The organism is Mesorhizobium sp. M1A.T.Ca.IN.004.03.1.1 (genome assembly GCF_003997555.1).
GTDB lineage: Bacteria > Pseudomonadota > Alphaproteobacteria > Rhizobiales > Rhizobiaceae > Mesorhizobium.
In genome coordinates, this window is sequence record NZ_RZTV01000003.1 from 723639 (window position 1) to 730025 (window position 6387).

The 6387-nt window shown below is 62.7% G+C and carries 7 protein-coding genes, 2 tRNA genes and 1 pseudogene; 7 read left to right on the forward strand and 3 right to left on the reverse strand.

Going from position 1 to position 6387, the window contains the following annotated elements; translation table 11 throughout:
• Nucleotides 1–21 precede the first annotated feature (21 nt).
• Together otnI and EOD29_RS13880 are read left to right on the forward strand one after the other, a co-directional pair.
• Complete coding sequence (gene otnI / locus EOD29_RS13875) at nucleotides 22–819, forward strand: 2-oxo-tetronate isomerase (protein WP_095801328.1); 798 nt, start codon at nucleotides 22–24, stop codon at nucleotides 817–819.
• A 195-nt stretch (nucleotides 820–1014) separates the two neighbouring features.
• On the forward strand, nucleotides 1015–1899 hold the full coding sequence (locus EOD29_RS13880; protein WP_127246973.1) for a 2-hydroxy-3-oxopropionate reductase: 885 nt from the start codon (nucleotides 1015–1017) through the stop codon (nucleotides 1897–1899).
• An 85-nt stretch (nucleotides 1900–1984) separates the two neighbouring features.
• Here EOD29_RS13880 and EOD29_RS13885 read toward each other — a convergent pair whose 3' ends face one another.
• Nucleotides 1985–2848 carry an RNA methyltransferase gene (locus EOD29_RS13885; RefSeq protein ID WP_127246974.1) on the reverse strand — a complete coding sequence of 288 codons (864 nt, stop codon included), beginning with the start codon at nucleotides 2846–2848 and terminating at the stop codon, nucleotides 1985–1987.
• A 200-nt stretch (nucleotides 2849–3048) separates the two neighbouring features.
• Here EOD29_RS13885 and EOD29_RS13890 point away from each other — a divergent pair.
• Both EOD29_RS13890 and EOD29_RS13895 read left to right on the forward strand, forming a co-directional pair.
• Nucleotides 3049–3133: transfer RNA gene (locus tag EOD29_RS13890), tRNA-Tyr, on the forward strand.
• A 68-nt stretch (nucleotides 3134–3201) separates the two neighbouring features.
• A tRNA-Gly gene (locus EOD29_RS13895) sits at nucleotides 3202–3275 on the forward strand.
• A gap of 73 nt (nucleotides 3276–3348) precedes the next feature.
• Here the strand turns inward: EOD29_RS13895 and EOD29_RS13900 are convergent.
• Nucleotides 3349–3801 (reverse strand): YidB family protein, encoded by a 453-nt coding sequence (locus tag EOD29_RS13900; protein ID WP_127246975.1) that lies wholly within the window; start codon nucleotides 3799–3801, stop codon nucleotides 3349–3351.
• A gap of 126 nt (nucleotides 3802–3927) precedes the next feature.
• Here EOD29_RS13900 and EOD29_RS13905 point away from each other — a divergent pair, with 126 nt between their 5' ends.
• Both EOD29_RS13905 and EOD29_RS13910 read left to right on the forward strand, forming a co-directional pair.
• Nucleotides 3928–4185, forward strand: coding sequence for a GlsB/YeaQ/YmgE family stress response membrane protein (locus tag EOD29_RS13905; protein ID WP_066989559.1), 258 nt, complete (start codon nucleotides 3928–3930; stop codon nucleotides 4183–4185).
• Between the two features lie 121 nt (nucleotides 4186–4306).
• The gene (locus EOD29_RS13910) at nucleotides 4307–5113 is read left to right on the forward strand and encodes a sulfotransferase family 2 domain-containing protein (RefSeq protein ID WP_164763756.1); all 807 of its coding nucleotides are present in this window, start codon (nucleotides 4307–4309) and stop codon (nucleotides 5111–5113) included.
• A gap of 26 nt (nucleotides 5114–5139) precedes the next feature.
• On the opposite strand, the gene EOD29_RS13915 is transcribed toward EOD29_RS13910, so the two are convergent.
• Entirely contained in the window at nucleotides 5140–6027 is an 888-nt protein-coding gene (locus tag EOD29_RS13915) for a DMT family transporter (protein ID WP_127246977.1), read from the reverse strand.
• 282 nt (nucleotides 6028–6309) lie between these two features.
• Here EOD29_RS13915 and EOD29_RS13920 point away from each other — a divergent pair.
• A pseudogene (locus EOD29_RS13920) lies at nucleotides 6310–6387 on the forward strand (elongation factor Tu); the annotation flags it as partial.

A 6387-nucleotide genomic window follows, 5' to 3' on the forward strand; every position in this document is an offset into this window, starting at 1 on the left:
CGGAAAGAAGGAGCAAAAAGAATGCCGCGTTTTTCAGCCAATCTTTCGATGCTCTTCGGGGAGCACGAATTCCTAGATCGTTTCGATGCCGCTGCCCGCGCCGGCTTCAAGGGCGTCGAATATATCGGGCCGTACGACCATGCGCCGGACGTTGTTGCCGCTCGCCTCAAGAAGAACGGCCTGACGCAGGTTCTCTTCAACCTGCCGGCCGGCGACTGGGCAAAGGGCGAGCGCGGCATTGCCGTGCTGCCCGACCGCGTGCCTGAATTTCGCCAGGGCGTCGCCAAGGCGATCACTTATGCGCACGCGGTTGGGTGCGAGCAGGTCAACTGCCTCGCCGGCATCGCGCCGCAGGGTGCCGATCGCACTACTTTGGAAAACGTCTTTGCCGAAAATCTCGCTTTCGCGGCCGAAAAGCTGGAGCAGGCCAGCATCAAGCTGCTGATCGAGCCGATCAACACTCGCGACATTCCGGGCTTCTTCCTGAATTACACCGATCAGGCGCTGGCGCTGATCGACCGCATCGGCTCGAAGAACCTGTTCCTGCAATACGACATTTATCACATGCAGATCATGGAGGGGGATCTCGCCCGTACCATCGAGGCAAACCTTGGCCGCATCGCGCATATCCAGCTTGCGGACAATCCCGGCCGTCACGAGCCGGGGACGGGCGAGATCAATTATCCCTTCCTCTACGACCATATCGACCGGCTCGGCTATTCCGGCTGGATCGGCGCCGAATACAAACCGAAGGCCGGCACGGAGGTGGGACTCGGCTGGTTCCGGCAGTTCGCCGGGCAGGGGAGTGCGGCGGCTTAGGCGCTTCTCAACCAGCCTCGGCGCTGCCCCTCACCCTTACCCTCTCCCCGTGAAAAACGGGGGAGAGGGGGGTCGCCAGCGCTGGAGCTTGTCCCCCGTCTCCCCATCCTTCACGGGGAGAAGGTGCCGGCAGGCGGATGAGGGGCGGCGCCAGCCTTCGATCCATTCGGACAAAGATCTTCAGGAGACCGCAAAATGGAAACCATCGGCTTCATTGGCCTCGGCATCATGGGCGCGCCGATGGCGGGGCATCTGCTCGACGCCGGCTACCCGGTCATCGCCAGCGACCATCGCTCGAAGCCGCCGGCCGCTCTCGCGGCCAAGGGGCTGAAGACCGTCACCGGCCATGATGCGGTGGCCAGCGCCGCCGGCATCATCATCACCATGGTGCCCGACACGCCGCAGGTGGCGGATGTGCTGTTCGGCGAAAACGGCGTCGCTTCAGCTCTGTCGAAAGGCAAGCTCGTCATCGACATGAGCTCGATCTCGCCGATCGCCACCAAGGACTTCGCCAAGAAGATCAACGATCTCGGCTGCGACTATCTCGACGCGCCGGTATCCGGCGGCGAGGTCGGCGCCAAGGCAGCCTCGCTTACCATCATGGTTGGCGGCGAGGAAGAGGCGTTCGAGCGCGCCAGGCCGGTGTTCGAGAAGATGGGCAAGAACATCACGCTGGTCGGGCCGAACGGCGTCGGCCAGACCACCAAGGTCGCCAACCAGATCGTCGTGGCGCTCACCATCGAGGCGATCGGCGAAGCCCTGGTTTTCGCCTCGAAGGCCGGCGCCGATCCTGCAAGGGTTCGCCAAGCCCTGATGGGCGGTCTCGCCGCCTCGCGCATCCTCGAAGTGCATGGCGAGCGCATGATCAAGCGCACCTTCGCGCCCGGTTTCCGCATCGAACTGCACCAGAAGGACCTCAACCTCGCGCTGGAAGGCGCCAAGGCGCTCGGCGTTGCGCTCCCCAACACCTCGACGACGCAGCAACTGTTCAAGTCCTGCGCCGCCAATGGTGGGGCGAAGGAGGATCACTCGGCGCTGGTCAGGGCGCTGGAGCGGATGGCGGGCCACGAAGTGGCCTAGAAGCGAATAGCGAATAGGGAGTAGCGAATAGGGATTTGCAGGCCGACGGGCCGCCGTGTTTCGGCTATTCGCTATTCGCTATTCGCTATTCGCTATTCGCTATGAATTTCCTGGCCGCATAAAGGCTCACCGCCGCTGCGTTGGACACGTTGAGCGAGCGGATGGCGCCGGGCATGTCCAGGCGGGCAAGCGCCGTCACCGTCTCGCGCGTCTTCTGGCGCAAGCCCTTGCCCTCGGCGCCCATAACCAGCGCAATTTTTCCTCCGGCGAAGCTCTTTTCCAGCTCCGCCGATCCCTCGGAATCGAGCCCGATCGTCTGGAAGCCGGCATCGTGCAGTTGACCCAGCGCGTCGGCGAGGTTTTTCACCTCGATCTGGTCGATGTGCTCCAGCGCGCCCGAGGCCGATTTCGCCAGCACGCCCGATTCTTGCGGGCTGTGGCGGGCCGTCGTGATCAGCGCGCCGGCGCCGAAAGCCACCGCCGAGCGCAGAATAGCGCCGACATTGTGCGGGTCGGTGACCTGGTCGAGCACCAGCACCAGCTTTGTGTCGCCGAGCGTGTCAAGGCGATTGGGTTTAAGCGGTTCCGCCTCGATCAGCACGCCCTGATGCACGGCGTCCGAGCCGGTGATTTTGTCGATATCTTTCGGCTCGACCAACTCGGCCTTGAAGGGCAGGGCGGCAAGATCGCCGATCGCCAGACGCTCGGCGGCGTTGCGGGTCACCAGCATTCTTTTGATCTTGCGTCGCGGATTGTCGAGTGCGGCCCGCACCGTGTGCAGGCCGTAAAGCCGCACCAGTCCGTCGGCGGGGCCTTCGCCTGGCGGCACCGGTTGGCGCGGCCGGAATGCCGGCGCGCCGCCCGCCTTCTGGTCGCGATGCGCGCGCCTCAGCTTGGCGTAGTGGGTATCCTTCGGGGTGCCCGGTTTGCTGCTTTTGTTGTCGCTCATGCCGGCCTCTATAACCGTCCCGGCCGGCTAAGGATACGGGCTGCGGCGACGAATGCCGAACATCCTTGAAAAACCCTGGCCGCGCCGGTTGACACCCACCGGCCTTGCCGCCATAAGGCGCATCGCTGATTTCGGAGAAGATCCTTACTCGGGCTCCGGGTCGGCTGAAATGCCTCGTTGCATGGCTCCGGCGGCAGACTGGAGAGGTGCCCGAGTGGTTAAAGGGGACGGACTGTAAATCCGTTGGCTTAGCCTACGTTGGTTCGAATCCAACCCTCTCCACCACTGCCGGCCCGGAAGCCCTGAAACGACAAGCACCGGAAGTGTGCCACTGTTTTCCGATGCTAGCGCAGGCGGGTATAGCTCAGTGGTAGAGCAGCAGCCTTCCAAGCTGAATATGCGGGTTCGATTCCCGCTACCCGCTCCAGATTTTCTTCGTCGTATGCCTCAAATGAACGCCGAGCACCCGTGGCGCGCGGCGTGTTCGATCTGTCTTGTGCTTAGCTGTTGAAAGCCGATGTCACCTGATGTTGTGGCGGGACTTGGCCGTTCGGCGTCAGCTTGTCGACAACGCCGGGCAGCGCCGTGGACAATTGCTGCAGCAGCTCCTGCTCGTTCATGCCGGTCCGTTGCACGATCTCGCGGATCACCGCCGGCCCCAGCGCCGAGCCGAGATCGTTGGCGTTGATCGGCCGGTTCTGGCCGGTGCCGACCCAGGAATCGGCTACGCCGCCGTGGCCGGCGTCTCGCAGTCTGTCGAGCAGCCCGCCCAGTCCGCCGAGCAGGCCGCCATCGGCGGAGGTTCCGGCGGGAGTTGGGGCGGGGGCCTGAGCTTCGGCCGGCTGTTCCTCGCTTCTGCCGCTCAGCATCTTGCCGACCAGCAGCGCGCCGAGCGCGATCATCAGGGGTTTGGTGATGTTGCCGCCGGGAACGGCGTTGTCAAAAAGGCCCATCATGGATCTCCTATCAACCAAGTCCACCCGGCGCCAGAATGGCTCAACCGGGGGGATTTTCAAGCTGTCTTGAGCTTTTGACGATCATATGAAAATGATTGGCGGCGAGGGGATTGGAGGGAAGAAATGGGCATCATCAGCTGGATCATTCTCGGCGCGATCGCCGGCTTCATCGGCAGCAAGATCGTCAACAAGACCGGTCAGGGCTTGATCATGGACATCGTGCTCGGCATCGTCGGCGCTATCGTCGGTGGCGTGATCTTCAGCGCCTTCGGCGCATCGGGCGTCACCGGCCTCAACATCTGGAGCCTGATTGTCGCCGTCATCGGCTCGGTCGTCGTGCTCTGGGCTTATCACCAGTTCTCCGGCAGGCGCACGCTGTAGAACGGTCGAACGATCGGCGAAACCACGGCTCGATCGCCGTGGTGGGATCGTCAGCCGAGCGCTGGTCGTCGAACGCGACCGCGCTGCGTATTGGCATTGGATGGCGTGGGGCGGAACGGCGATGGCGGTCCAGATTCAAGGCCTTCCGGTCACCTATTATCCAATCCCGAAAAGCGGCACCAGCAGCGTCAAATATGCGCTGATGGCGCTCGGCGGCAAGGAAGCCACTCTGCTTGACCCGGACAACGACGTCCACAGTCAAATTGCAACCAATTGGGCCGATCCGTTCGAGCCGGTCTATGACGGCCTCAGCGGTAAATTCACGATCGTTCGTGATCCGCTGGAGCGGCTGCTCTCGGCTTATTCCAGCAGGATATTGGACACCGATGTCCTACGGTCACGCTCGCCCAACCTCGAGTTGCTCGAGAGCTTTGGGCTGCCGACCAACCCGGATCCCGATACCTTCATCCTCAACATCGAAAAATACTGCGCGTGCTCAGGGGACATCCACTTTCACGTCGCCTCGCCACGCCGCTTCATCGGTTCCAGCCTGTTCCTGTTCGAGCACGTCTTCAAATTCGAGGACATGGACAAGGTCGGCGCCTTCCTGTCCACGGTCAGCGGCAAGACAGTCTCTATGCCGCGGCTGCAGGCAGCCCGGGGCAAGGTCAGTCCCTCGGATCTGTCCCCCGCGGCGTTCAGAAAGGCGATGCGCTTCTGCCGCTACGACTACGGTTTCCTTGTCGACTACTACGATCCGGAACGATGGGGAGGCATCCCCCAAGGCGATCCCGATGAGACGTCCTCGCTGCATGTCGCCGGCGATCTGACCGCTTTTCGCAACGGCCGCCTGGTCTATCCGCGCACGCTGCGCAACCTCGTCGGATTCCTTACCAAACGTCCGTTGAAGAAAAGGGTGGGGCTGTAGCGTTCAGCTTTTCAGTCCGGACGACCTCAGGCCACAACGCTCAAGCGCCTCCTTCGCTCGTCGAGCGAGACGATGGCGAGGCCGCTGCCGATCACCAGGAGAATGCCGCAGACGGCGAGCGCGTTGGGGAGCTGCCCGAACACCAAAAGGCCGGAAATCACCGCCCAGACGGTGAAGCAATAGTAGAAGGGCGCCACCGCGCTTGTCGGTCCGACGCGATAGGCCATGAAGATGAAGAAGTGACCGAAGATCAGGAACAGGCCGGCGCCGGCAAGCAAAAGGAGATGACGGCCCTCCGGCATCACCCACTGTTCCGAGACAAGGTGTGCGACACCTGAGCCGAGCAGCACGACAACCACGGCGGAGATGGCGACGATCATGCCGGGCACCTCGGCGCCCACCTTACGTCCGGCGAGGTCGCGCGCCGCGGCCAGGGCCGCGTTGCCCAGCGCCAGCAAGGCATAGATGGAAATGCCCTGCATCGTCGGTTGCGCCACCATGACGGCGCCGACAAAGCCTAGGCTAATCAGCGCCATTCGCACGGCGCCGATCTTCTCGCCGAAAAGGAGCGAGGACCCGACCAGCACGATGAGCGGCGTGATCTGCCCGAGCGCCGTCGAATCGGCGATCGGCATGTTGGCCAACGCCACGACGTAGCAAAGGATCGCCGCCAGCTCGCAAAGGTTCCGGCGCAGCACCTTGCGTTCGAACAGCAGCGGGATCTGCCTGCCATAGCCGAGCATCAGCAGAAGCGGCATGCCCCACAGTGTGGCGGCCGCGCCACGCAGCAGCAGCACCTCATAAGGCGGCAGCCCTGCGGTCGCGAGCTTCATCATCGTGTCATTGACGAGGTAGGATCCCGTCGAGACGATCATGAACAGCGGGCCGCGGATATTTGCCGGAAGGAATTGCATTGGCTGAAGAAATCAGAGGCGGATCGGGGCGGCAATGGGCCAGTTCCGGCCGATCGGGCGTCTACCCGTGCGAAACTGTCGATGAGCTAGCCGAGGCAAGACGCGCGGATTTGAATTCGCCTGTCGCGATCCTATATCCGCGCCATACCCTGAAATCAGATCATTGGTTCGGCTCGAGCGAGACAACGCTCAACCACAAGGCACTTGTGTTTTGCGGCCGTTGTCGCTAATCGCCCCGCATTCGACTGAACTGAAGGTCAAGGCCGCCCAAGGAAAGAGACTATGGCAAAAGGTAAATTCGAGCGCACCAAGCCGCATGTGAACATTGGCACGATCGGCCACGTCGATCATGGCAAGACG